We start from the raw sequence: 22,038 nt of genomic DNA, 5'->3' as shown, positions 1-22,038 counted from the left end.
GCACTGCCGTGCGTTTACCCCTTGTATGGTTGTTGCTTTAGGAGGTTTTGTTTATGATGCGTCCTGCCGGGGGGGTTGCTTTGTTTTTGCTGGTTTTGCTGGTGCTCAGCTTGGCCTTGCTGGGGCATGGGCGGGAGCTTACGGCCCGGCAGGCGGCGGCCGGGGAGCGGCTGGCGGTTCTGGCGGCCGGTTTGGGGCTGAGCGATCTTTGTCTGGCCACCGAAGCCCGCTACACCCGGCACCCGGCGGTCAGTGATCCGCTGGCTCCTTTTATGAGTCATCCCGGGGCCATCGAACACTTTCCCACCGGCTCCTTTTGGGCCCCGCCTCCGGCATATCGGCGTCAACCATGAAAAGTTTTTTGGCTAAACAGCTAAATCTGCTTGATTTCGCCCTCTCTTCCCTGTGGCGGCGGCGCCTGAAAAATGGGGCGGTGCTGCTGGTCTTTGCCGGGGTGATCTTCCTGGTGGCCTCCTTTCATCTGGCCACCACCGCGCTTACCGAAACCGCCACCCGGCTGCTGGCCCCGGCGCCGGATATCGTCATCCAAAAGATGGCCGCCGGCCGTCAGGAGTCGGTGCCGCTTGCCTACGAGCAGGAACTGGCCGGGTTCTTTGGTATCAAAAAGGTGGTGCCTCGCATTTGGGGCTATTATTTCGACGAGATTCGGGAGGCCAATTTCACCGTCCTGGGAGTGGATCCGGCGCGGATGCCCCTTGCTCAACATCTGGACCGGACCCTGGCGGCGGGGTCTTTTCCCGGCCCGGGGAGAGACGGGGAAGTGGCGCCGGTGGCCCTGGGGAGCCTGGTCAGCGAAGCGTTGGCGGTGGGGAAGGGTGATTATTTCTCCTTTTTCAGGCCCGATCTCTCTTTGAAAACCTTTGCCGTCAGCGGCCTTTTTCATCCCGACGGTGACCTGCTCAGCGGTGACCTGATCGCCATGGACATTGAGCAGGCCCGTGATCTGTTTCAAATCCCCACCCCCCTGGCCACCGATCTTTGTGTCTATGTTTATAACCCGGCGGAAATCAACAATATGGCCCGGCGCATTGCCGAGGCCCTGCCCGATACCCGGGTGTTGACCAGGGAACAGATTCAGCGTACCTACCAGGCTGTGTTCGGTTGGCGCAGCGGCTTTGCCGCCGTGCTGCTGCTCTCGGCCCTGGCCGCCTTTGTCATCCTGGCCTGGGATAAGGCCTCCGGGTTGTCGCCGGAAGAGCGGCGTGAGGTGGCGATTCTGAAAATCCTTGGTTGGCAGACCCCGGACGTGCTGGCCCTGCGTTGCTGGGAGGCCCTGCTGGTGGCCGGCTTTGCCTTTCTTTTGGGGCTGATCGGGGCCTACATCCACGTGGTCTATTTCGATGCCGGGCTTTTCCGGCCGGTGATGGTGGGCTGGTCGGTGATTCATCCCGGCTTTGCCCTGGTTCCCAGGGTTGAGGCCCAGGATGTGTTGCTGCTCTTCAGCCTCACCGTGCTGCCTTACCTGGCTGCCACCGTAATCCCCACCTGGCGCTGCGCCGCAGTGCCGGCGGAGGATTCATTATGATGCTGGTTGAACTGGCACGGGTTAACAAGATTTATAACCGGGGCAAGGCCAACGAGGTGTGGGCCTTGCGAGATGCCGACCTGCGGGTGCCGGCCGGTGAGATGGTCTGTCTGAAAGGGCCCAGCGGTTCCGGCAAGAGCACGCTGCTGGCCATTATCGGTTGCGTGATGGCGCCCACCAGTGGCCAGGCCGCCATTGCCGGCCGGCAACTGGCCCGGCTGCCCGACCGTTTTCTTACTCTGCACCGGCGGCAGACCATCGGTTTTATCTTTCAGCGCTTCAACCTGCTGCCCTCTTTGAGTGTGCGGGACAATATCACCCTGCCGCTGCTGCCCCTCGGGGTGTCCCCCCAGGAGTGCCGCCGGCGGGCCGGGGTGCTGCTGGAACGCCTGGGGATCAGCCACCGGGAAACCTTTCCCGCCCGCCTGCTCTCCGGGGGAGAGCAGCAGCGGGTGGCCATCGCCCGGGCCCTGATCAATGACCAGCCCCTGGTGCTGGCTGACGAACCCACCGCCCACCTGGACAGTGCTTTGAGTCGGGAGTTCATGGCGATCATGGCCGATCTCAAGGCCGCCGGCAAAACCATCATTATTACTTCCCACGATCCGCTGGTGGCCGAAGATCAAGCCATCGACCGGGTGGTGGAGATTCATGACGGCCGGGTAAGTGATCAGCGACAGGGGCGTGGTGGGCCGGGTTCGGGAGGGAGTGGTTGATGCTGCTCAACACCTGGTCGCTGGCCCTGAGCCTGGGCAGCCTGCTGGTGGTGTTCATGCTGACGGTGGCTGCCGGCAGTGCAGTGCGGGTGCTGCGTTACTGGAACCCGGCCAGCGATGACGAGCGGCAACTCAGCCTGGAGAATGAAATCTGGCTTTCCTCCACCCTGGTGGCCTATGCCCTGGCCATCCAGATCATCAGCCTGGTACTGCTGGTGCTGGCCGCCGACGACTTTGCCGGGGTGATCACCGGCGCCATGTGTGCCACCGGCACTCTGCAGGTCAATGAATTCGGGCTGCCCGCGCTACTGGTCAAGTTGGCCGGGATATTCTTTTATGGCTTCTGGCTGGTGTTGCACCGGTTGGATGTAAGTTCCGAGCGTTATCCCCTGGTGAAAATCAAGTATTGCTATCTGCTGGCCCTGCTGCCGCTGGTGGTGGTCGATATCGCCCTGCAATCGCTCTACCTGCTCAATATCCAGCCCGATGTGATCGTTTCCTGCTGTGCCGTGGTCTTCAGTGCCGGCGCCGGCGACGGGCAGTTTTTTCTGACCCTGGACGGGGAGCGGCTGCTGCCCTGGTTCTATGGTGTGATCCTGCTGCTGATGCTGCTGGGAGGAGCCGTGGTCTGGCGGTTGCGCACCTGTTTGCAAGAGATGTCACGCCGGTGGTTCCCTTCGGCAGCCCGGCGGGCGGCTTCTTCTGAAAGCGCTTCGGCTGATACCCAGGTTACTGTTACTGGTTGCGGGTTGTTGCTGCCGCTTGTCTACGGCTTGATCTGGCTGTTTTTTCTGCCCCTGGCCCTGCTGGTCATAACCACGGTGCTGTCATCTTACATCTATGCCATGCCGTTTCACAATTGTCCGTTCTGTATCCTCAAACCGGAATACGCCTATGTCGGCTTTGCCATTTACCTGACCCTGCTGGCCGCCGCTTTTTTTGCCCTGTCGGTGCCGCTGGCCGGGTTGCTGGCCGGCCGTTTTGCCGCCGCCGGCCATGGTGAACGGAAGGAGAGTGAGGGGGAAGATTTCACTGTGGAGGAGGCAGCTGAAGATCTGCGGCGGGAAGGGATGATCGCGCCGCGCTTCCAGTACCTGGCCTTGAGGCTGTCGCTGCTACTGCTGCTGCTTTTTGTGCTCTTTTCCTCCTTCCATTTTGTGCGTTATCTGCTCATGGGTGGTGAAGTTTAGGAGAATATGGTAGATGATTATCCGGTAATTTGCGCTGTTGTTTCTGATGGTGGGAAAAGAGCGGTGTACAGGAAAAACTTACGGAAAAGATGAGCAAAATGATTGATTCCAACCTGCATGTACTGGTGCTGGCGGCGGGCAAGGGCACCCGTATGCGTTCGGCCCGGGCCAAGGTGCTCCACGAGGTTTTTTTTGCCCCCATGATCGCCCATGTGCTGGAGGCGGTGGCGGCCCTGGAGCCGGCCTCCACCACGGTGGTGGTGGGCCACCAGCGTCGGGAGGTGATGGCGGCTTTGGCTGGCCGCGACCTTGAGTTTGTGATCCAGCAGCAGCAACACGGTACGGCCCACGCGGTACTGGCCGCCGCCCCGGAGCTGCAAAAGCGCTCCGGCACCCTGCTGATCCTCTGCGGCGACACCCCGTTGATTACCCCGCAAACCTTGCGCGAGATGCTGGCGGCCCATCGCCGGCGGGGTGACAAGCTGTCGGTGATGACCACCATGGTGGCCAATCCCTTCGGCTATGGCCGGATTATCTGCGATCGGGCCGGGCGCCTGCAGCGCATCGTCGAAGAGAAGGACGCCACTGCCGAGGAACGGCAAATTCGGGAGATCAACGCCGGCATCTACGGTGTGGAAATAGACTTTCTTTTCCCTGCCTTGGCGCGGGTGGGGAGCGATAACCGCCAGGGGGAAATGTATCTTACCGATATCGTAGAAATTGCCGGGCGGGACGGGCTGGCGGCTCACCGTTACTGCTGTGCCGATGCCACCGAAACCCTGGGGGTGAACTCCCGGGTGGAACTGGCCCAGGCCCACGCTGAACTGCAGATGCGTCGCAACCAGGAACTGATGCTGGCCGGGGTAACCATGTACCGCCCGGAAACCATTCAGGTGGCCCCGGGGGTGGAGATCGGGCAGGATACCATTATTCACCCCCAGGTGACCATCAGCGGCAAAAGCCGGATTGGCGCAGGATGCACCATCAACTCTTTTAACCTGTTGCACGACAGCGAGCTACCAGCTGGCACCGAGGTCCCGCCCTTTGGTAACCAGCAGTGACTGGAGTAATGGTTTGCGGCCTGTTTCTTTGTGCTTATTATCGTTGACAGGAATCACAGAATCGCTATATTTCGTAAATCATTACTGACAATTCTGTTTTTGTGATCAATGCTGGGTTCTGTTTACCGCACCCATTCAAACGGCAGCCAGCAGCCGAATATTGACAACTCATTGAAAACGGGCTGTTTTTAAGATGGGTCGCCGACCGGAGAGGTAAGGAAATGCAATTACACCAAGGAAGGGCAGGGCTTTGGGGTCTTGCAGTGTTGTTGGGGCTGAGCCTGTTGCTGGTAGGGTGTTCCGGCGACAAGAGTTCGGAAGAAGCTTGCCGCTATGACGCCATCATGGCCCTGAATAAGGGCAATTACGACAGGGCGTTGAATTTGCTTGATAAGTCTGCCTGCCGCTCGGCTTTTTCCGAGGATGAACTGCTGCTGAACCGGGCCGCGGCATACATCGGCCGGGCGGGATACGATATCCTTGATCTGGTGAAAGAGATCGTCAATGCCGACGACGATGATGACACCAAAACCGACGCTCGCCTGATTGAAGCCTTCGCTGAACGGGCCAGCGGCGGCGGGATGAATGATCTGGATCGTGCCACTTCCGCTTACCGGAAAATGCTGCTGGATGAAGCACTCCTTGGTGATACCATCAGGGCGGCCTGCAAGGAGTCGGAGCAACGTAATTTGAGCGATTTCCAGAAGGATGCCTGCTTCAACAACGGCCTGCTGGCGGCCGCCAAGGCCGCGGCCACCTTCTCCCTGCTCTTCGGCGGGAGCGAAGGTCTGGATGAACTCAAGGCCTGGTTGGCCAAAAGTGATGACCTGGAATGCAAGGTTGACCGCAACCAGGACGGCAAGGCCGACCAGGGTCAGATTACCTCCTGTGCCTTGAAAGTTGCCAAGGACCCAAGTGATGATTGCGGCAGCGCCTCCATCGCCGGTGAAAGAGGGGCAGCTATTAACTTCACGCCGGAAAATACCGATTCGCTTGAGCTGATTCCTGTAAGAGTGGAGATTGCCATCGATAACACCTGCCTGGCGGAAGTCTCAGGTCAGACGGGTGTGGTTGGCGATAAGTTCATCCGCTACCGAATGCTCTCTGAGGTTACTGCTGGCTCCTATACGGCGGCCATTGTCGACACCGAAGGTTTTTGTCAGGCAGATATGACCCCTTGTGATAGCCCCGATTACGCAGCGGCGATTGCCAATAACACCTGCTGGCCCTGTCCGGTAATCAACGACGAAGGTAAGTTGATCACCATCACCGATACCCTGGTGACGGCCCTTAATGAGGATGTCGATTCCCTGGTCGCAATGCTGCCCAAGGATGAGCAGGAGGAGGTGCAGGAGGATCTGGATGAGTTCCGGGCCGAGATTTGCGGTGCTCCCTGCGATGAAATTACCGAAGACATGATCATTGACTACCTGCTGCGGTAGTTATTAGGAGGCCAAAGATGAAAAAAACATATTCATTTTCCCGGGCTGGCGTTGCCGCCTGTGTGGTTGCCGCAGGGGTCATGCTTGCCGGCCAGGCCATGGCCCGGACCGGTTATGATTATCCCTACCTTTACAAAGATCCCCGGGTGATGGGGATGGGCGGGGCCAGTGTGGCGGTGGGTGGTAAAAACTCTTCAGTTTTCACCAACCCGGCCGGGCTGGGCCGTTTGGAAGGCGGTTATACCGTTGATCTGCTGCCGGTAACTTTCAGTTACGGCAAAACGGCCAGGGATTTCCTCGATGATATGTCGGATGCCCTGGATATTGACGATGAAGATGAACAGCTCGACGCCGTGCTCGATGTATTGGCCGATTACCGCGGAGACAACGGCCATATCTCCCTGGAAACCTTCCCTGCCGTGGGTTGGCGTGGAGAGACGGTGGCGATCAACGTTGGTTACCTGGGTTCGGCCAAGGTGGACATGAGAAGCCACCAGGGTTACGGCAGTGAGGGCCTGCTGGAGGTGGACGGCCGGCTGGTGCACGGTCCGGTGTTCGGCGGCGCTTATGAACACGCCAACCTCCGGGGGATTACCACTTACGGGGCCTCGGTTAAATTTCTTTCCATGGATCGGCTGGAGCGCTCCTACTCCGCTCGGGGCATCGTCGATCTGGTGGACGATGACGATTACGACCTGGAAGATGATCTGGAAGACGGCAGCGCCGTGGGGTTTGACCTCGGAGTGATGCACGATTTCCAGCGTGATCATCAGTGGAGCCCAACCGTAGGGCTGTCCGTGCTCAACTTCGGTGACACCAGCTTTGGCAAGGCCGGTACCATTCCCATGACTGTCAACCTGGGGGTATCCTTCAGCCCCGAGGTTCGCTTTTTCAACCGGCTGGTGCTGGCTGCCGATTATGTCGACCTGTTCAACAACTACGAAGAGGACAGCGACTTCATGAAGCGGGTGCGCCTCGGGGCCGGCCTGCAGTTGTGGGAGCGGCGCTGGACCGCCATGGAGCTTCAGGCGGGTCTTTACCAGGGCCATTACACCTTCGGCGCCGACCTGCGGTTGGCCATTCTCAGCCTTGGTTTCGTCACTTACGCCGAAGAGATGGGCGCCTACTCCGGGCAGGATGCCGACCGGCGTTACATGCTGAGGATGAATATCGGCTGGTAGCCGGCCGTTAAAGTTGCCGGAAGGTAATCTTCAGCAGTGCCGCAGGCGAGGTCTTGCTGCCAGGCGCAGCGTACCCTGTACGCAATCGGGGGACAGTTTTTAAAACTGTCCCCCGATTGCGTGGCGCTTGGCTGATCGCCCGAAGATGCGGCGCTGCTGAACGATTACTTAGAAGGTAAAGCCGGTTTCCAGGAAGGGGCCGTTTACCTTCAGGCTGCCTTCGATATCCCGGGCGTCGATCTTGATGTCCTGGTGCCGCCAGCCCGCCGCGGCAAAAAACGGCCCGCTGATTTTGCCTTGCAGGCGGGCCACCAGGTCCAGGTAGCGATTGCCGCTGTAAGCGATGTAGCGCCCCTCCAGATCCAGGCGGAAACGATCCACCGGTGAGATCTGCACCCCGGCGTAGAGCATGGGTACGGTCAGGGTGGCGCTGCGGGATTCTTTGAAGCCGGTATCCGGCTGGTCAACCTCGGCCTTCAGGGAGACAAAGCGGAGGTTGAGCCCCAGGTCGATATTTACGGTTCCCAGCGTGGCCAGTCCGGCCAGCGGCAGCCCGTAATAGAGGGCGACATCGTACTGGTCCAGGGTCAGTTTGGACTTGAAGTCCACATCGGCGTCAAAGGTTTGATCACCAAACCGGAAATCCACCGACTTATCACCCTTGCCGGAAAACTCCATGGGGGTGGCCTGCAGGTAGATATTGGGGATAATCGGCAGTTCCAGTTTGGCCCGCCCCGTGAAGCGGCTTTCCCGGTCAAAACCCGCATCCCTTTTCAGGTCCAAACGGTCGTCTGAGGAGTCTATCTCGTAGCCGATATCACCGGAAGGACTCTGGGACCATACTCCCACCGCCACCTCAAGGCCCAAAGCCAGGGCCTTGGCCGGAAGGGCCAGCAGTGCCAGGGCTGCCAGCAGGCAGGCTGCTTGTTTCATGATTACCTCCTTCAAAGAAATTATGCATGGATACTGGTTCCCGGCCGGCAGGGCACAAAACTGCCTTGCCGCCGGCTCAAGTTTGGCTTGATGAACTTTAACATACAGGTTTTTCCAGCTTCAGTCGAGGGTCTTTGTTTTCGGTGCCGGGGCCGGTTCCGGCTGGTGAAAAACCTTGACCGGGTTGGGTGCCCAAGGTAGATTAGCAACGCTATGGTGTTTTCTTAATATCTAACAGCAGGCGGCTGATTTTTCGTGCTTTCGTATTTGTTGCGAGGCTCTGCGGTGCGCCTGTCTCAAGTCTGGAGTGTTTACCATGAGTCAGGAAGAAAACCTTAATCACCTGGAAAATATTGTTAACAACCTGCTGGCCAAACTCGACGAGGTAGCGGCGGAAAAACAGCAATTGCTGGAGCAATTACGGCAGGCCGGGGAAGAAAAATCCGAGTTGCAGCAGGAGCTAGCCAGGTTGCGTGAGGAAAAAGACCAGGTGCGTCACCGGGTCAGCGGCATTATTGAGTCCATTGAGCAGTGGGAGAAGAAAGGGGCGGGACCGGGGGCGGTTTAACCTTATACAACCTTTGCTATTGCTAAGCGCTGTGGTTTTTGGTAACCCTTAGCTGACAGGAGTGGGGCTTGGAACGCTTGGTTAAATTCGAAGTGCTGGGCCAGGAGTTTCCGCTATATACCGACGCTCCGGAAGAGGATGTCCAGGAGATTCTGACCCTGGTTAAAACCCAGCTGGAAGAAGTCAGCCAGGGGGGCAGCACCCGGGGGTTGCCGGCCAATAAGGCCGCCATTCTCACCAGTTTGAATATGGCGAGTCAGTATGTCCGCCTGAAAAGGGAGTTTGCCGAGTATCGGCAGCAGGTTGAAAGCTCCCTAGAACGGCTTTCGACCCGCCTTGATAAAACGTAGTAAAACAGTTTTCCCCTGCCTTGTTGGTGTTTGGGCGGAAAATTTCGAGCCAACATTGACATTGAGGGTGACCTAAGCTGTTTCCGGCAAGGAAGTCGGCCTGGCCGAATTCCTTAAACGAGACGCAGGTATCGCCCACCTAACCCTGTTAGGTTCGATGTCACCGCCCGAGGACGGCAATGGCGGGGGATTTTTTGCAGTTTCAGCCCGGTGCTTTAAGTACGGTTGACCGGGCTTTAATATATGGGTTGTGCTTTTGAGAGAGAGGAAGAAGTGTTTTTTAAGCGTGGCGACCGCAGATGGCGTTCAGGTCGCGACGTCAGGCAATATTCAGGGCCCCGGTTTGGCGCAGGGCGGCTTCGGTTCATTTCGGTTCTCATTGAACTCTGGTGATGATGGCCAGTGGACCGGCCTTGGTCGCATTAAAAGCACCGGGGTTTTTGTCGCGCCCTGCTTTCCAGGGATTACTTAAACAGCATGATGCCGAGGGTTGCGGGAAGGGGAGTTGTCTGGTCCGGTCGTGGCCCCGCTGGTGTGGCATTTTGTTCAAGGTAAGGCCTGGTTACCTGCTTTTTCCGTTTTTCCCTCCCTTTTTCCTCTCTATTTTGGTTAACCCCTAGAAGAGCTTGCCGTTGTTCTGATACTGCGGCGCTGACAATTTTAACCAAGGGAGGATTCCCGTGACCGATAGTATAGTTGTGGCCTTAATCGCCGGGCTGCTTGCCCTGGCTGTCGGGGTGGCCGCCGGGTTTTACCTGCGTAAATTCATCATCGACAGCCGGCGTGAGGATGCCGAAGCTCAAGGGCGTAAACTGGTCGAAAACGCTCTGGCGGAAGCCGAGCGGATCAAAAAGGAAGCCGTGCTGCAGAGCCGTGATGAGTGTTTGCAGCTCCGGCAGGAGGTGGAAAAAGAGATCCGCGACCGGAAAAAGGAGGTTTCCGAAGAGGAAAAACGTTTGATCCAGAAACTCGATCAGATGGAGCGGAAGATCGAATTGCTGGATCAGCGGGAAATGGAGTTGTACAAAAAAGAGCAGAATCTGGGCAAGGAAGAGGAAAAACTGGCGGGACGCAACCAGGAAATCGACCGCCTGGTGGAGGAGCAGCGCAGTCAGTTGGAAAAAGTCGCCAGTTTAAGCCGGGAGGAGGCCAAGCAAAAGCTTATTGAGAGCATTGAAAGCGAGGCCCGGATGGAGGCGGCCAAGGCGGTGGTCAGGATCGAAAACGAGATGAAGATGAAGGCCGACCGCAAGGCCAAGAACATTCTGGCCCTGGCCATCTCGCGTTATGCCGGTGATTACGTGGCGGAAAAAACGGTTTCCGTGGTGCCACTGCCCGGCGATGAGATGAAGGGCCGCATCATCGGCCGGGAAGGTCGTAACATCCGTGCCATTGAAGCCGCCACCGGAATTGATGTGATCATCGATGATACCCCCGAGGCGGTAATTCTCTCCGGCTTCAACCCGGTGCGCCGGGAAGTGGCGCGCCTTTCCCTGGAGCGGTTGATTGCCGATGGGCGCATTCACCCGGCCCGCATTGAAGAGGTGGTCGGCAAAGTGGCCGAAGAGTTGGAAGTGGGGATGCGGGAAGCCGGTGAACAGGCCACCTTCGATGTCGGCGCCCATGGGGTTAACCCCGAGTTGATCATGCTGCTGGGCCGTCTTAAATACCGGACCAGCTACAGCCAGAACTGTTTGCAGCATTCTCTGGAGGTGGCTTTCCTTTGCGGGATCATGGCTTCCGAGTTGGGGCTCAATGTCAAACGGGCCAAGCGGGCCGGCTTGCTGCACGATATCGGCAAGGCGGTGGATCATGAGGTGGAAGGCTCGCATGCCAGTATCGGGGCCGATCTGGCCAAAAAATACGGCGAATCGCCGGAGGTGGTGCACGCCATTGCGGCCCATCACGAGGATGTGGAGCCGGAAGGAATTCTCGATATCCTGGTCCAGTCCGCCGACGCCCTGTCCGGGGCGCGGCCCGGGGCCCGCAAGGAGATGCTGGAGTCTTATGTCAAGCGCTTGGAGGATCTGGAAAAAATCGCCAACGGCTTCAAAGGGGTGGACAAATCGTATGCCATCCAGGCCGGCCGGGAGATCCGGGTGATAGTTGATTCCGCCAAGCTCAGTGACGCCGAGGCTGCCATGGTGACCAAAGATATCGTGAAAAAGATCGAAGAAGAGTTGACCTACCCCGGTCAGATCCGGGTTACCGTTATTCGTGAAAGCAGAAACGTAGAGTACGCCAAGTGAACATCGACGAGCAAGTAACCTATCTCAGCCGGGGAGCGGTGCAGGTTGTTTCCCCTGAAGATCTGCGCAAGAAGTTGCTCCGGGCCGAGGAAACCGGCGTACCGCTGCGGGTCAAGGCCGGATTTGATCCCACCGCGCCGGACCTGCACCTGGGGCATACGGTGCTGATCCAGAAGATGAAGCACTTCCAGGATCTGGGGCATCAGATCCTTTTCCTGATCGGGGATTTCACCGGCCGGATCGGCGATCCCACCGGCAAGTCGGAAACCAGAAAGCCCTTGAGCGCCGAGGACGTGGCCCGTAACGCCGAAACCTACAAGGAACAGGTTTTCAAGATCCTGGACCCGGACAAGACCCAGGTGGTGTTCAACTCCTCCTGGCTCAACGAATTGTCTTCCCAGGACTTTATCAAACTGGCGGCCCAGCTTACCGTGGCCCGGATGCTGGAGCGGGAGGATTTTAAACAGCGCTTTGTCAATGAAAAGCCCATCGGGGTGCATGAGTTTCTCTATCCCCTGATCCAGGGCTACGATTCCGTGGCCTTGAAGGCGGACATCGAGCTGGGCGGCACCGATCAGCTTTTCAATTTGCTCACCGGCCGCGACCTCCAGCGGGTCTGGGGCCAGGATCCTCAGGTGGTGATTACCATGCCCCTGCTGGAAGGACTGGACGGGGTCAATAAGATGAGCAAATCGCTGGCCAATTACATCGGCATCTGTGAAAATGCCGATGATATTTACGGTAAAACCATGTCCATGCCCGACAGCCTGATGTTCCGCTACTACGAATTGCTTAGCGATCTCAGCCCGGCAGAGATCGACCGGCTCAAGGCGGAGATGGAAGCCGGTCGGGCCCATCCCAAGGAAGTCAAACAGCAACTGGCCCGGGAGTTGACGGCCCGGTTCCACGGCCAGGACGCCGCCCAGCGGGCCGCAGCCAATTTCGACAAGGTGTTCAAGCAACATGAACTGCCCGAAGATTTGCCCGAGATAACCCTGCCCGCTGGTGACCAAGCCGTCTGGCTGCCCCGCTTGCTGGTGGATGCCGGCCTGGTCAAAGGGACCGGCGAGGCCAGGCGGATGATCGGCCAACAGGCGGTTAGCGTTAACGGGGAGAAGGTGGCGGAAGTGGAAGCAACCGTGGCCGCTGCAGGAGAGGTGCTGCTCAAGGTGGGCAAACGCCGGTTCTGCCGGGTGATTTTCACCTGAACTTGCATGAGGAGCTTTGGTCATGAGCATGGATCATCATCGTGGAGGCCGATTACGCCTCAGTCGTCGTGATTTTCTGGCCCTGATGTCGGCCTCCGCCGTCGGTTTCACCCTGGGTGGCTGCGCCGTCAACCCGGTCACCGGGCGCCGTGAGTTGATGCTGCTCTCCGAAGCTCAGGAAGTGGCAGTCGACCAGGAGCATGCCCCCCATCAGCTTTCCGCCGATTTCGGGGTCTCGCAGGATAATAAGCTCAACGCTTACGTCGCCGCTCTGGGTCACGACCTGGCCGAACATTCGCATCGGCCGGGGATGCCTTACTCCTTCCAGGTGGTCAATGCCAACTACATCAACGCCTACGCCTTTCCCGGCGGGACCATCGGGGTCACGCGCGGGATCATGCTGGAGATGGGGGACGAGGCGGCCCTGGCGGCATTGCTGGGGCATGAAATCGGTCATGTTAACGCCCGTCACGCCGCCCAGCGGATGACCAGGGGGATGATCGCCCAAATAACGGTGATTGGGGCCACGGTGGCAGTGGCCTCTTCCGAGGACCGTCAGGGCTTGGCCCCCCTGGTGCAGACTTTGGGAGGCTTGAGTGCCGGCGCCCTGCTGGCCCATTACAGCCGTGAAAATGAAAGAGAAGCCGATGACCTGGGGATGGAATACGCCGACCGGGCCGGGCAAAATCCGGCCGGCATGGTGGCTTTGCACCGGATGCTGCTGGAGCAGTCGCAACGCAAGCCCAATGCCCTGGAGCTGATGTTTGCCACCCATCCCATGAGCAGTGAGCGCGTTGAACGGGCCGAGCAGCAGATGGCGCGACGTTATCGGCAACAGCAGGACCGCCCCCGGCATGCAGAACGTTACCAGGACAGCATTGCCGATTTGCGTCGGCTGGCCCCGGCCATCAGGGAACAGCAGGAAGGAGAAAGGGAGATGGCCCGGGAGAAATTCGCCCAGGCCGAACCCCATTTCAAAAAAGCGCTGCAACTGGCCCCGGCCGATTACACCGGGCTGGTCCTGATGGCCCGCTGCCAGTATGGCCTGGGTAAAAAAGAGGAGGCCGCTCACTATGCCGATCTGGCCCGCGAGAGCTACCCCGGCGAGGCCCAGGCCCTGCAGGTGGCCGGCATTGCCCGCCTGGGCCTGGGGGCCAACGAGGAGGCCTACCAGCATTTTGTCGAGTACGACCAGGTGTTGCCCGGCAACCCCAATACCATTTTTCTGCAAGGGGTTAGCCTGGAAAATATGGGGCGCCGGCAGGATGCGGCCCGCAACTACATGAAGTATCTGCAACAGGTAGGGGAGGGAGGCCAGTCCGTCTATGCCCGCCAACGCTTGACGGAATGGGGAGTTCTGGAAAAACGTTAGCATTATGCGCCGCTTATCTGATGTTTCTTGGCTGCAGCAAAATGATTCCCTGCGCCGGGACAACCCTTTTCTCTGGTACCTGACCCTGCTGGGCCCCTTCGGGCTGACGGCCATGATCCTGCTGGTCCTTTATCTGCTTCATGGCTGGCCCTATGTGCGGGGACTGCTGCTCAGTGCCCTGGCGGTCTTTTTCTTCTTTGGCCGTTTTGTTATTCTCGGTGGTAACGCCAAAGACGGCCTGGAAGAAGCGGCCCGCTTTTTCTCGCCGGGCGAGCTGGCCCTGCTGGTTTTTTACATGGATGCCATGGTGGCCTCCCTGCTGGCCTTTCACATCGGTTTTCTCTTTCGCTTGCCGTTTATGGGCGACCGCCTGCGCCTGCTGGTGGAAGATGGTCGCTTTATTCTTCACTCCCATCCCTGGATGAAAAGGGCCACTTTTGTCGGTATCGTGGCCTTTGTTACCTTTCCCCTGGCCGCCACCGGCAGCGTCGGCGGCTCGATATTCGGCCGCCTGCTGGGGATGACCAGGAGTGCTACTTTCCTCGGGGTGATCACCGGCAGTCTGGTGGGCTGCTCGGCCATGTATTTCGGCGCCTCTTTGATCAACCATTATCTGGACCGGAACAACCCCTGGCTGAGCGCCGGCGGGATACTCTTTGTGGTGGTGATTATTCTGGTGCTTAATTTTCGCTACCGTCAAATCAAAAAGCAGTGGCTGGAGCAACGGCAATAAATATTTCTTTTTCTTTTCATGCCCGTTTGTGCTAGTTTTCCAATGTTTACCAGCCGGTGGACGACAATAGACGAGCTTTAAGGAGCGGCCGAGATGGATATGCAAAAATGGTCATTAAGGGGCAAGATTGTCTTACTCGGGGTTGTTTTGCCCACCATCCTGATTGTCATCCTTTTTCGCCTTTACATCACCGACTCCCGGGAGAGAACCCTGGAGGCCTTTACCGACAAGGCACGGGCCATTTGTTTAACTGCCGAATCAACCCGTGAAGAAATGGAGGCCAAATGGCGGATGGGGCTCTTTTCCACCGAACAATTGCGGGAGTTTGCCGCCCGCGGCGAACAGGACAAGATCTTGGCTGCCGTGCCGGTGGTTTCGGCCTGGAACGCCGCCATGCGCAAGGCCGATGAGGGAGGCTATACCTTTCGGGTGCCCAAGTTTCGCCCCCGCAACCCCGCCAACGAGCCCGACCCTCTGGAGGCCAGGGCCCTGCGGACCATGGCGGAAAAGAACCTCGACGAGTACTATGAAATCGATGAGGCGAGTAACTCGGTCCGCTATTTTCGCGCGGTCCGCCTCACCGAAACCTGCCTGTACTGTCATGGAGATCCCGCCGACTCGCGGCGCCTGTGGGGTAACGATCGGGGGATCGATCCCACCGGTGGCCGGATGGAAGGCTGGCGGGTTGGCGAGATCCATGGCGCCTTTCAGGTGATTCAGTCACTGGAAGAAGCCGATCTGCAGCTGCAGCAGACAGTCGGCAAGGCCACCTGGATTGTTTTAGCCGGTCTGCTGCTGATGGCGATCATGTTTGCCACCCTGGTGCTGCGGGTGGTGTCAAACTCGGTAATCAAGCCCATTTCCAGGATTATTGAAGAGTTGAGCGGCAATGCCGGCAACCTGCTGGAAGCGGCCGGCCAGGTTTCTTCCGCCAGCCATGAGTTGGCTGACGGGGCCAGCAGTCAGGCGGCCAGCCTGGAAGAAACTTCGGCTTCGCTGGAAGAGATGTCTTCCATGACCAGGTTGAATGCGGAAAACGTTAAGCAGACCAGCCAGATGGCTGAAAGTGCCCGCAGTTCGGCGGAAACCGCCCAGCGCAGCATGGAGAAGATGGGTGAGGCCATCGGTAGCATCAAAAAGTCCGCCGACGAGACGGCGGTTATTATGAAGACCATTGACGAGATTGCCTTCCAGACCAACCTGCTGGCCTTAAATGCGGCGGTGGAGGCGGCCCGGGCCGGCGAGGCCGGGGCGGGCTTTGCGGTGGTGGCTGATGAGGTCCGTTCATTGGCCTTGCGCAGCGGCGAGGCGGCCCGTAATACCGAGCAGCTTATCGAGCAGTCCCAGAAAAATGCTGACCACGGGGTGGAGTCGGCCAATGAGGTGCGAGAGATCCTGGGCCAGATTGTCGACGGGGTGAATAAGGTCAGCCAGCTGGCCAAAGAGATCTCGGTGGCCAGTGATGAGCAGGCCCAGGGGGTTAACCAGATCAACCAGGCGGTGGCCCAGGTGGACAAGGTAACTCAGGGTAACGCCGCCATCTCGGAAGAGGCCGCCTCTTCCAGCGAAGAACTGTCTGGGCAGGCCAACGAGTTGAACCGTTTGATCGGTGAATTGGGGATCATTGTCGGGATTTCATTGCCGAATCATGGTGGAGAGGTGTCCCGGAGCAGCGTGCGCGGCCTGAAGCGGCCGCCACAGGCTCAGGCGGTGGCCGGTAAGTCTGCCTTGCCGAGCCCGGCGGCGCCAGGCAGCAAAGGCAAAGTCGCCGGCCCGGGCGCTGATCGTTCAGGAACTCCAGCCAGGGTGACGGCGCCTGCGGCAGGTGCTGCCGGCGCCTCCCGCAAAGGCAAAAAAGCCGAAGAGGTGATTCCCTTCGATGATGATGATTTTGAGGATTTTTAGCAGCAGTTTAAAGGTTGCCAACTCAATCGAAAAAGGTCTTGGTTATGAAACAAAAACACATTCTTTTGCCTCCGGATCAGCAAGTAAAAAGCTGGTATAACGTTGTTGCCGACCTCCCCGGTGGTCTGGCTCCCCCCTTGGATCCGGCCACCGGCCAGCCCATGGGGCCGGACAAGATGGGGGCGATTTTTCCCATGGGGCTGCTGGAGCAGGAGATGAGTCAGCAGCGCTGGATCGATATTCCCCGGGAAATTCTTGAAATCTGGCAGATCTGGCGCCCTTCGCCCTTAATCAGGGCCACCTTCCTGGAAGAGGCCCTGGGGACCAAGGCGAAAATTTATTACAAATATGAGGGGGTATCTCCTTCCGGCAGCCACAAAACCAACAGTGCCGTGGCCCAGGCCTATTACAACAAGCAGGAGGGGGTTAAACGGCTGGCCACCGAAACCGGCGCCGGCCAGTGGGGTTGCGCCCTCTCTTTTGCCGCTCACAAATTCGGCCTGGACTGCAAGGTCTACATGGTTCGGGTTTCCTATGACCAGAAACCCTACCGCAAGGTAATGATGAACACCTACGGGGCCGAAATCGTGGCCAGCCCCAGCCCCGATACCCCCACCGGCCGCGAAGTGCTGGCCAAAACCCCGGACACCCCGGGCTCTTTGGGGATCGCCATCAGTGAGGCCCTGGAGGACACGGTGAGCCGGGACGACACCAAGTACGCCCTGGGGTCGGTCTTAAACCATGTCTGCCTGCACCAGACGGTGATCGGCCTGGAGGCCAAGCAGCAACTGGCCCTGGTGGGGGATTATCCCGATGTGGTGATCGGCTGTTGCGGCGGCGGGTCCAACTTCGCCGGCCTGGCCGCCCCGTTTGTACCCGATAAGCTGGAAGGAAAAAATATCCGCCTGCTGGGGGTTGAGCCGGCCTCCTGCCCAACCCTGACCAAGGGGAGTTTTGCCTATGATTTTGGCGATCTTTCCCAGCGTACGCCGCTTTTGTACATGTACACCCTGGGGCATGATTTCATCCCCCCCGGGATTCACGCCGGCGGTCTGCGCTACCATGGCATGGCCCCGGTGATCAGCGCCCTGATGCGGGAAAAACTGATGGAAGCCACCGCCTTGCAGCAGTTGGAGTGCTTTGAGGCCGGCACCCTGTTTGCCCGCACTGAAGGCATTATCCCGGCCCCGGAATCCTGCCATGCGGTCCGGGCGGCGATCATTGAAGCCACGCGGGAGCCGGATAAGCCCCAGACCATTCTCTTCAACCTCTCCGGCCACGGCCTGCTGGATCTGGCCAGCTACGAAAAATACTTCGCCGGTGAACTGGTCAACTACGAAATGCCCGACGAGGCCATTGCCGAGGCCACCAAAAACCTTCCCAAACTGTAACGTAAACGTCCAGCAGCACCGCATCTTCAGGCGAGCGGACCAGCTTGCGTACTGATGTACGCGGCGCCGGTCCGCTTGCCTGAACCTGCGGCACTGCTGAACGTTTACGGCGGTTATCAGCTTGATGTTGCTACCGCCGCTCCCCGCACAACCCAAAAAACCGCATTTGGTCCCGGTACGTTAGGACCAAATGCGGTTTTTTGGGTTGTTGTGGCAACCCTCCAGGTTGCCGGTGGTTTAAGCTCAGGAGAAACCTGATTTGCTGGCGCAACCGGTGAGAGCGCCGGCGGGAACCGCCGACCGTGAACGGGAAGCCAGCCGGTAGCTGGCGGCGGAAATGGTTTTCTCGGTGCGTTGACTGCCGCAGTTGTTACATTTTATCTCGGTGGGCAGTTGGCAAGTGGAGGTTATAATTTCAAACAAGCTTCGGCAGTCCTGGCAGCGGTATTCATAGATTGGCATAGTTACCTCTTTTCCTTGGTGGTCATAAAAAGCAACGGGCGTCGGAGTGGTTTTGCCCCGGCGCCCGTTGTAGTCATCCCCGGCGCAGGCGCCGGGGATGATGTCTGATTTTGTTTTTTACTTCTCGGGCTCCAGGGCCTTAAACATCCCCTGCAGCCGTTTCCAGCCTTTTTCCACGTCACCCTGGGCCTGGGCCATAAGTTCATCGGCCATGGTCGGGTTCATCAGCTTGAGGGCCCGGTAGCGGTTCTCGTTCAAGGCGTAATCAGCAAACTTGATGCTCGGGGCCTTGGAGTCGATGTGCAGCGGGTTTTTGCCCTCTTCTTCCAGCACCGGGTTGAAGCGGTACAGCGGCCAGTGACCGCACTCCACTGCCTTCTGCTGCTGTTCCAGGCCTTTGGCCATGTTGATGCCGTGGCCAACACAGTGCGAGTAGGCGATGATCAACGAGGGACCGTCATAGGCCTCGGCCTCGGCAAAGGCCTTGACCACCTGCCCCGGATTGGCGCCCAGGGCCACACGGGCGATGTAAACATTGCCGTAGGTGGCGAAGATCATGCCGATGTCCTTTTTGGGCATTTTCTTGCCGCCGGCGGCAAACTGGGCCGTGGCCGCCCGGGGGGTAGACTTGGACATCTGGCCGCCGGTGTTGGAGTACACTTCGGTATCCATCACCAGCACGTTGACATTCTCGCCGGAGGCCAGCACGTGGTCCAGGCCGCCATAACCGATGTCGTAGGCCCAGCCGTCACCACCGATGATCCAGACCGATTTCTTGACCAGGTAATCGGCCACCGGCAGCAGGCGTTTGGTGATGATGGAGTTGTCGTCGGCCAGCTTCTCCTTGAGCTTGGCCACCCGGTCGCGCTGGGCTTCGATCTCGTCCTGGTTGGCCTGGGAGGCCTTGATCAGGTCGTCGGCCATCTTCTTGGTGATCAGCTTGGCGGCCACCGCTTCTTCCAGCAGTTCCACCGCCTGGGCGCCCAGCTTGTTCACCGAGTAGCGCATACCAAGGCCGAATTCGGCATTATCTTCAAACAGCGAGTTGGCCCAGATCGGTCCACGACCGTCGTTGCGCTTGCAATACGGGGTGGTGGGCAGGTTGCCGCCGTAGATGGAAGAGCAGCCGGTGGCGTTGGCCACCATCATGCGGTCGCCAAACATCTGGGTGGCCAGCTTGATATAGGGGGTCTCGCCGCAACCGGCACAGGCGCCGGAGAACTCCATCAGCGGCCGCTTGAGCTGGCTGCCCTTGATGGTGGAGATGTCAATGTCGCTGTCGGCAACCTCCGGCAGGTCGAGGAAGAATTTGACGTTGGCGGCCTCCTGCTGACGAACCTTGTCGGTGTTGTCGATCATCTTCAGGGCCTTTTTCTTGGCCGGGCAGACCTCGACACACAAGGTGCAGCCGCAGCAGTCCTCGGTGAAGACCTGCAAGGTGGCTTCCTGACCCTTGAACTGCTTGCCAACCGCTTCGGCGGTCTTGAAGGTCTTGCCCTTGCCTTTGAGATCGGCCTTTTTAACGATCTTCATGCGGATGGCGGCATGGGGGCAAGCCAGGGAGCAACGGCCGCACTGGATGCAGTTTTCCGGCAGCCACTCGGGGACATGCACGGCGATGTTACGTTTCTCGTACTGGGTGGTGCCGGTGGGCCAGGTGCCGTCAACGGGCATTTCCGATACCTTGACCAGGTGGCCCTTGCCGGCGATCATCTTGGAGGTGACCTGCTTGACGAATTCCGGCGCTTCCTCGGGTACCACCGGCGGCAGCTCGTGGCCGTCGGCCTTGGTGGGAACCTTGACTTCCTTGATGTTGTTGACCGCCGCGTCCACCGCGTCGTAGTTCATCTTGACGACTTTTTCGCCCTTGTTGCCATAGGTCTTCTGAATGGCGTCCTTGATCCGGTCAATGGCCTCTTTCTTGGTGAGGATACCGGAGATCAGGAAGAAGGCGGTCTGCATGATCATGTTGATCCGGGCGCCCAGGCCGATGGCCTCGGCCAGCTTGATGGCGTCGATGACGTAGAACTTGGCCTTCTTCTCGATCAGTTGCTGCTGCACCTTCTTGGGCAGTTGCTTCCAGATCTCCTTGGGGCCGTAAGAAGAGGTGAGCAGGAAGGTGCCGCCCTCTTCAAGGTTGCCAAGCATGTCGTACTTGTCGAGGAAGGTGAAGTTGTGGCAGGCGATGAAGGTGGCCTTGTCGATCAGGTAAGGGGCGATGATCCGATTCTTGCCGAACCGCAGATGGCTGACCGTCATGGAGCCGGATTTCTTCGAGTCGTAAACAAAATAACCCTGGGCGTTGTTGTCGGTCTCGGTGCCGATGATCTTGATGGTGTTTTTGTTGGCGCCCACGGTGCCGTCGCTTCCCAGGCCGTAGAACATGCAACGATGGACATCCTGGCCTTCAATGGTAAAGGAGCGGTCGTAGTCCAGGCTGGTGAAGGCCACGTCGTCGTCGGGGCCGACGCAGAAGTGGTTTTTGGGGGCCCAGGCGGTCATGTTGTCGATGACCGCTTTCACCATGGCCGGGCTGAACTCGGCCGAACCCAAACCGTACCGGCCGCCCAGGATCAGGGGCTGGCAGGCGGGGCGGTTGCTTTCCACCGCCTCGCCCACGGCGGCGCGGACGTCGAGATAGAGGGGTTCGCCGGCGCTGCCGGGTTCCTTGGTGCGATCCAGCACGGTGATGCGCTTGACCGAGGCGGGCAGGGCGTTGACCATGGCCTTGCAGTCGAAGGGGCGATAGAGGCGAACCACCACCATGCCCACCTTGGCCGATTCCTTGGCGATCAGGTGCTCGATGGTGGCGCGGACGGTTTCCGAACCGCTGCCCATCATCACGATCACGTTTTCGGCATCAGGGGCGCCGAAGTAATCAAAGAGGTGGTAACGGCGGCCGGTGAGTTCGGCGAAACGGTCCATGGTTTCCTGGACGATGGCCGGGCAGGCCTGGTAGTACTTGTTGACCGTTTCCCGGCCGGTGAAGTAGACGTCGGGGTTTTGGGCGGTGCCGCGTATCATCGGCCGGTCCGGGCTGAGTCCCCGCTGGCGGTGGGCCGCCACCAGGTCCTCGTCGATGATCTGGCGCATATCCTCGTGGCTGAGCTGCTCCATCTTCTGGATCTCGTGGGAAGTCCGGAAACCGTCGAAGAAATGGATAAAAGGCACCCGGGACTTGAGGGTGGACTGGGTGGCGATCAGGGCCATGTCCTGGGCTTCCTGCACGTTCTGGGAGGCCAACTGGGCCCAACCGGTCTGGCGCACCGCCATGACGTCGCCGTGGTCGCCGAAGATGGAGAGCCCCTGGCAGGCTACCGAACGGGCGGTGACGTGGAAGACGGTGGGGGTCAGCTCACCGGCGAGTTTGTACATGTTGGGCATGATCAAAAAGAGCCCCTGGGAGGCGGTGAAGGTGGTGCACAGGGCACCGGTGGTCAGCGAACCGTGCAGGGCTCCGGCCACGCCGCCTTCCGACTGCATCTGGGTTACCACCGGCACCGAGCCCCAGATATTCTTTTGGCCGGCCGCGGCCTTGGTGTCGGACTCGGCGGCCATGGGGGTGGAAGGAGTGATGGGGTAGATGGTGATGATTTCACTGGTGGCATAGGCGACATGGGTACAGGCCTGGTTGCCGTCGATGGTGACCATTTTACGCGACATTGGTTGACTCCTTTGGGGTTTGGTTTGGCGGTGGTTAAGCTGTTTCCTTATTGACTGAACTCTCTTGT

18 protein-coding genes and 1 other RNA gene are annotated in these 22,038 nt (G+C 59.0%); 16 read left to right on the top strand and 3 right to left on the bottom strand.

Going from position 1 to position 22,038, the window contains the following annotated elements; all coding sequences use genetic code 11:
* Positions 1-53 precede the first annotated feature (53 nt).
* From DAAHT2_RS04715 to DAAHT2_RS04685, 7 genes are all read left to right on the top strand, one after another.
* Positions 54-353, top strand: coding sequence for a hypothetical protein (locus DAAHT2_RS04715; RefSeq protein ID WP_013163157.1), 300 nt, complete (start codon positions 54-56; stop codon positions 351-353).
* Entirely contained in the window at positions 350-1,546 is a 1,197-nt protein-coding gene (locus tag DAAHT2_RS04710; RefSeq protein WP_013163156.1) for an ABC transporter permease, read from the top strand. The genes DAAHT2_RS04715 and DAAHT2_RS04710 overlap by 4 nt, the downstream gene beginning before the upstream one ends.
* Complete coding sequence (locus DAAHT2_RS04705) at positions 1,543-2,262, top strand: ABC transporter ATP-binding protein (protein WP_013163155.1); 720 nt, start codon at positions 1,543-1,545, stop codon at positions 2,260-2,262. The genes DAAHT2_RS04710 and DAAHT2_RS04705 overlap by 4 nt, the downstream gene beginning before the upstream one ends.
* Entirely contained in the window at positions 2,262-3,452 is a 1,191-nt protein-coding gene (locus tag DAAHT2_RS04700; protein WP_013163154.1) for a hypothetical protein, read from the top strand. The genes DAAHT2_RS04705 and DAAHT2_RS04700 overlap by 1 nt, the downstream gene beginning before the upstream one ends.
* 89 nt (positions 3,453-3,541) lie before the next feature.
* Positions 3,542-4,513, top strand: coding sequence for a bifunctional UDP-N-acetylglucosamine diphosphorylase/glucosamine-1-phosphate N-acetyltransferase GlmU (locus tag DAAHT2_RS04695; protein WP_157861414.1), 972 nt, complete (start codon positions 3,542-3,544; stop codon positions 4,511-4,513).
* 221 nt (positions 4,514-4,734) lie between these two features.
* Complete coding sequence (locus DAAHT2_RS04690) at positions 4,735-5,955, top strand: hypothetical protein (protein WP_013163152.1); 1,221 nt, start codon at positions 4,735-4,737, stop codon at positions 5,953-5,955.
* A gap of 17 nt (positions 5,956-5,972) precedes the next feature.
* Entirely contained in the window at positions 5,973-7,136 is a 1,164-nt protein-coding gene (locus DAAHT2_RS04685; protein ID WP_013163151.1) for a PorV/PorQ family protein, read from the top strand.
* 168 nt (positions 7,137-7,304) lie between these two features.
* Here the strand turns inward: DAAHT2_RS04685 and DAAHT2_RS04680 are convergent, their stop codons facing one another.
* Positions 7,305-8,069, bottom strand: coding sequence for a TIGR04219 family outer membrane beta-barrel protein (locus DAAHT2_RS04680; protein ID WP_013163150.1), 765 nt, complete (start codon positions 8,067-8,069; stop codon positions 7,305-7,307).
* 316 nt (positions 8,070-8,385) lie between these two features.
* On the opposite strand from DAAHT2_RS04680, the gene DAAHT2_RS04675 reads away from it, so the two are divergent.
* The 9 genes from DAAHT2_RS04675 to DAAHT2_RS04640 all read left to right on the top strand — a co-directional run bounded on the left by DAAHT2_RS04675 (position 8,386) and on the right by DAAHT2_RS04640 (position 17,845).
* On the top strand, positions 8,386-8,637 hold the full coding sequence (locus DAAHT2_RS04675) for a hypothetical protein (protein WP_013163149.1): 252 nt from the start codon (positions 8,386-8,388) through the stop codon (positions 8,635-8,637).
* Between the two features lie 68 nt (positions 8,638-8,705).
* Positions 8,706-8,987, top strand: a complete 282-nt coding sequence (locus DAAHT2_RS04670; RefSeq protein ID WP_013163148.1) for a cell division protein ZapA — start codon at positions 8,706-8,708, stop codon at positions 8,985-8,987.
* A 9-nt stretch (positions 8,988-8,996) separates the two neighbouring features.
* A non-coding RNA gene (ssrS, locus tag DAAHT2_RS14235) (6S RNA) lies at positions 8,997-9,180 on the top strand.
* A gap of 487 nt (positions 9,181-9,667) precedes the next feature.
* Entirely contained in the window at positions 9,668-11,236 is a 1,569-nt protein-coding gene (rny, locus tag DAAHT2_RS04665) for a ribonuclease Y (RefSeq protein WP_013163147.1), read from the top strand.
* Positions 11,233-12,444, top strand: a complete 1,212-nt coding sequence (gene tyrS / locus DAAHT2_RS04660; protein ID WP_013163146.1) for a tyrosine--tRNA ligase — start codon at positions 11,233-11,235, stop codon at positions 12,442-12,444. Before rny ends, tyrS begins: the two co-directional genes overlap by 4 nt.
* Before the next feature lie 22 nt (positions 12,445-12,466).
* Positions 12,467-13,816, top strand: coding sequence for a M48 family metalloprotease (locus DAAHT2_RS04655; RefSeq protein WP_013163145.1), 1,350 nt, complete (start codon positions 12,467-12,469; stop codon positions 13,814-13,816).
* 4 nt (positions 13,817-13,820) lie between these two features.
* The gene (locus tag DAAHT2_RS04650) at positions 13,821-14,549 is read left to right on the top strand and encodes a small multi-drug export protein (RefSeq protein WP_013163144.1); all 729 of its coding nucleotides are present in this window, start codon (positions 13,821-13,823) and stop codon (positions 14,547-14,549) included.
* Between the two features lie 93 nt (positions 14,550-14,642).
* On the top strand, positions 14,643-16,454 hold the full coding sequence (locus DAAHT2_RS04645; RefSeq protein WP_013163143.1) for a methyl-accepting chemotaxis protein: 1,812 nt from the start codon (positions 14,643-14,645) through the stop codon (positions 16,452-16,454).
* Positions 16,455-16,498: 44 nt separating this feature from the next.
* A complete protein-coding gene (locus DAAHT2_RS04640; protein ID WP_013163142.1) occupies positions 16,499-17,845 on the top strand; it encodes a TrpB-like pyridoxal phosphate-dependent enzyme in 1,347 nt (448 codons plus the stop codon).
* Positions 17,846-18,088: 243 nt separating this feature from the next.
* On the opposite strand, the gene DAAHT2_RS15310 is transcribed toward DAAHT2_RS04640, so the two are convergent.
* A complete protein-coding gene (locus tag DAAHT2_RS15310) occupies positions 18,089-18,307 on the bottom strand; it encodes an FmdB family zinc ribbon protein (protein ID WP_013163141.1) in 219 nt (72 codons plus the stop codon).
* 117 nt (positions 18,308-18,424) lie between these two features.
* A complete protein-coding gene (nifJ, locus tag DAAHT2_RS04630) occupies positions 18,425-21,970 on the bottom strand; it encodes a pyruvate:ferredoxin (flavodoxin) oxidoreductase (protein WP_013163140.1) in 3,546 nt (1,181 codons plus the stop codon).
* Between the last annotated feature and the right edge of the window lie 68 nt (positions 21,971-22,038).

Origin of the sequence: Desulfurivibrio alkaliphilus AHT 2, from assembly GCF_000092205.1 — a bacterium.
GTDB classification, from domain to species: domain Bacteria; phylum Desulfobacterota; class Desulfobulbia; order Desulfobulbales; family Desulfurivibrionaceae; genus Desulfurivibrio; species Desulfurivibrio alkaliphilus.
This window is presented reverse-complemented; position numbering and strand designations above follow the sequence as displayed.